Raw genomic sequence first — 3,429 nt, 5'->3', positions numbered from 1 at the left:
AGTGGCGCGGTTGACGGGGCTCGAACCCGCGACCCCCGGCGTGACAGGCCGGTACTCTAACCAACTGAGCTACAACCGCGCATCTGCTTGTCCGGCGTTGCCGCCTGACGTGGGCTGCTTCTAAGTGCGGCAGCACCCGCCGTCAAGCGCTCTCAATGCTCTGGCAGCGGAATAAATTCCGCGTCATCGCCCGGCGGCAAGTGGAAGCGGCCATTCTCCCAATCGCCCGCGCGCCACGCCTCTTTCGCCTCTTCAATGCGTTCCTTGCTTGAAGCAACGAAGTTCCACCAGATATGCCGCGGCCCGTCCATCGTCGCCCCTCCCAAAAGCATGACGCGTGCGCCTTGCACACCCGCTTTCATGCTCACGCGGTCACCGGGCCGAAAGACCATCATTTTCCCTTGCTCGAAAACCTGACCGGCAATTTCCACTTGGCCTTCAAGCACATAAGCGCCGCGATCCTCGTGGTTGTCCGGCAAGGGCAGTCCAGCTCCCGGTGCCAGAATCGCATCGAGATAGAACATCTCTGATGGCGTTTCGACCGGCGCACGCTCACCATAGGCCGCGCCCATGATCAGGCGTACCTGCTTGCCTTCACCCTCCATCAGCGGCAGATCAGCCTTGGGTGCATGGATAAAGTCCGCCGCGCGGTCTTCGGCCCCTTTGGGCAAAGCGATCCAGGATTGAATGCCGAACAGGCTCTGGGGTTGTGTCAGCGTCGCGCCATCCATCCGTTCCGAATGGGTGATACCGTGGCCCGCGATCATCAGGTTCATGGCACCCGGTTCAATCCACTGGTCAGTGCCAAGGCTGTCGCGGTGGTGGATCGTCCCGCGATGCAGATAGGTGACTGTTGCAAGGCCGATGTGGGGGTGCGGCCGTACATCAAGCCCCTGCCCCGTCAGGAATTCCGCAGGCCCCATCTGGTCAAAGAAAATGAACGGTCCGACCATCTGACGACGGGGAGCGGGCAACGCGCGGCGGACTTCAAAGCCGCCCAGATCACGGGCGCGCGGTACGATCACCGTTTCAATGGCATCCACGGCGTCACCGATGGGGCAATCAGGGTCGAGGGCGGGGTTCCAACTCATGCGATCTCTCCTTTGTCGGGTGAGATCAAGATAAACTGTGCGTTGAGTTTTGAAAGATGGCGTTTTTGAATAAGTCACCTGCAAAATTGCACAGACAAGCGCCGATACAATCAATCCGTCAGAGACTTTCAATCAATGCATGGGAAGGGATGGTGGGTGATGAGAGGCTCGAACTCCCGACATCTTCCGTGTAAAGGAAGCGCTCTACCAACTGAGCTAATCACCCGATGCGGCTTCATTTAGACCAGCGGTGCGGACAGTGCAAGCCTCATTCCAACAGGAATTGTTCACCGTCCTTGAGATGGTAAACACAGCCCTGCCCGCCATGGGTCGACCGGACTGCATGGGCCTTTTCGCCGACCACAAGCCCACGGATCATGGTGCTGGTGATTCCATGGGTCACCAGCACCGCTGGCCCCGTCAGATCGTCCAGAAATGCGCGGCAACGCTGCTTGAGACGGGCAAAGCCTTCGCCGTTTGGCGCGATCTCGTATTGCGCCATAAAAGGGTCTTTGCCTTTGGGCATAGGCAGTTCATGGCGCAAACGGCCCGACCAATCGCCCACCCCGATTTCACGCAACCTATCATCGGTGCGGATATGGTCCGCGATCCCGGCCAGCGCGATCCCCGCAGTTTGGAAGGCGCGCCCCTGTGGACTGGTCAGAAACACAAAGCCGCGCAAATCCCGCTCTGCCAGAATGCGCGCTTGCCGGGCCGCGTGTTGCAGCCCTTTTTCGGTGAGCGGCGAATTCAATTCGCCCTGCATCCGATTTTCGGCGTTCCACGCGGTTTCACCGTGCCGCAGGATGTAGAGTTCGGGGTGGCTCATGTTGCGATCTTATTCTGTCTCTTGCCAAGCGGGTGTGCAGCAGCGCATGGGCTTACTCTGCGTCGTCATCACCTGCCGGATCGCTGCCAGCCAAATGCGAGGCGTGTTTTGTCGTACGCAGTTTGAGCGTCATGATCGCCACCCCCTCGTCCAGATCCTTGTTCTTTACGATCCGCAGCTTTCCCAGTGGCGGCAGGTTCAACTCCGTCCCATCGCGCAAAGCGTCGGCGATGACTGCAAGGGCGGCCTCGACCGCTGGTTTGACATCGCGTTTTTTCAGATTGGTGCGTGCAACGACCGCGTCCAAGAGTTCCGGCTTTTTGAGAACTGTCGTCTCGGCTGCCACTGCGGGTTCTTTGGGCGTCTTGTCTGCTTTGCGTGCCATGATCTGGTCCTTGTTTTGCGCTTGTGCATTACCATGCCTGCGCCCACGAAGGTCAAGGTGATAAAGCACAACGAAAAAGGCGCCCCGAAAAGGAGCGCCTTTGGCTTTTGTGATTGTCGGGCTTAATGCGCGCGCGCGCCTTCGCCTTCGGTCTTGCTTTTCAGGGCCGCTGCTGCAGCGGCTTCCTCTGCCGCCTCGTCCCATTCGATCGGCTCTGGCTTGCGCACCAGCGCATGGGCCAAGACTTCCGAGACGTGGCTGACCGGAATGATCGTCAGCCCCTCTTTCACGTTGTCCGGAATCTCCGGCAGGTCCTTGGCGTTATCCTGAGGGATCAGAACAGTCGTGATCCCGCCGCGCAGGGCAGCCAGCAGTTTTTCCTTCAAACCACCGATGGGCATCGCATTGCCGCGCAAAGACACCTCGCCAGTCATGGCGATATCCTTGCGGACGGGAATACCCGTCAAGACCGACACGATGGATGTCACCATCGCCAGGCCCGCACTTGGGCCGTCTTTTGGTGTCGCCCCATCGGGCACGTGCACGTGGATGTCGATGACATCGAACTTTGGCGGTTTCACACCAATCGCAGGCGCGATCGAGCGGACATAGGACGAGGCCGCATCAATCGATTCCTTCATCACATCGCCCAGCTTGCCAGTGGTCTTCATCCGGCCTTTGCCCGGCAGGCGCAGTGCTTCGATGTTCAAAAGCTCTCCGCCCACAGACGTCCAGGCCAGACCTGTGACAACACCGACCTGATCCTCTTCCTCGGCCAGACCAAAGCGATGCTTTTCCACACCAAGGAAGTCAGACAGGTTGGCGGCGGTGACCGCGATAGACTCGGCCTCTTTCTTGACGATCATTGTGACAGCCTTGCGGGCTACCTTGGCCAATTCGCGTTCCATATTCCGCACGCCAGCCTCGCGGGTATAGACCCGCACCATAGCCAGCAACGCATCATCAGAAACCGAGAATTCCTTGGCCTTCAGCCCGTGGTTTTTCATGACCTTGGGCAGCAGGTGCTGCTTTGCGATCTCGACCTTCTCGTCCTCGGTGTAGCCTGACAGCGAAATGATCTCCATCCGGTCCAGCAAAGGCCCCGGCATGTTGTAAGAGTTCGC

General features: G+C 59.1%; 4 protein-coding genes and 2 tRNA genes. All 6 read right to left on the bottom strand.

The features are described from left to right. Positions 1-2 precede the first annotated feature (2 nt). Positions 3-79, bottom strand: a tRNA-Asp gene (locus NWQ23_RS08880). 73 nt (positions 80-152) lie between these two features. Then, positions 153-1,091 (bottom strand): pirin family protein, encoded by a 939-nt coding sequence (locus tag NWQ23_RS08875; protein WP_306165927.1) that lies wholly within the window; start codon positions 1,089-1,091, stop codon positions 153-155. Between the two features lie 150 nt (positions 1,092-1,241). After that, positions 1,242-1,317: transfer RNA gene (locus NWQ23_RS08870), tRNA-Val, on the bottom strand. Positions 1,318-1,359: 42 nt separating this feature from the next. After that, the gene (locus NWQ23_RS08865) at positions 1,360-1,920 is read right to left on the bottom strand and encodes a histidine phosphatase family protein (RefSeq protein ID WP_306165926.1); all 561 of its coding nucleotides are present in this window, start codon (positions 1,918-1,920) and stop codon (positions 1,360-1,362) included. A 52-nt stretch (positions 1,921-1,972) separates the two neighbouring features. Further along, the gene (locus tag NWQ23_RS08860) at positions 1,973-2,305 is read right to left on the bottom strand and encodes an HU family DNA-binding protein (protein WP_306165925.1); all 333 of its coding nucleotides are present in this window, start codon (positions 2,303-2,305) and stop codon (positions 1,973-1,975) included. Positions 2,306-2,427: 122 nt separating this feature from the next. Beyond that, positions 2,428-3,429: S16 family serine protease (locus tag NWQ23_RS08855; protein WP_306165924.1), on the bottom strand; the 1,002-nt coding region annotated here is incomplete at its 5' end.

Origin of the sequence: Yoonia sp. (assembly GCF_030731595.1) — a bacterium.
Taxonomy (GTDB): Bacteria; Pseudomonadota; Alphaproteobacteria; order Rhodobacterales; family Rhodobacteraceae; genus Yoonia.
Note: the sequence above shows the minus strand (reverse complement) of the source record. Positions and strands in the feature narration are given on the sequence as shown.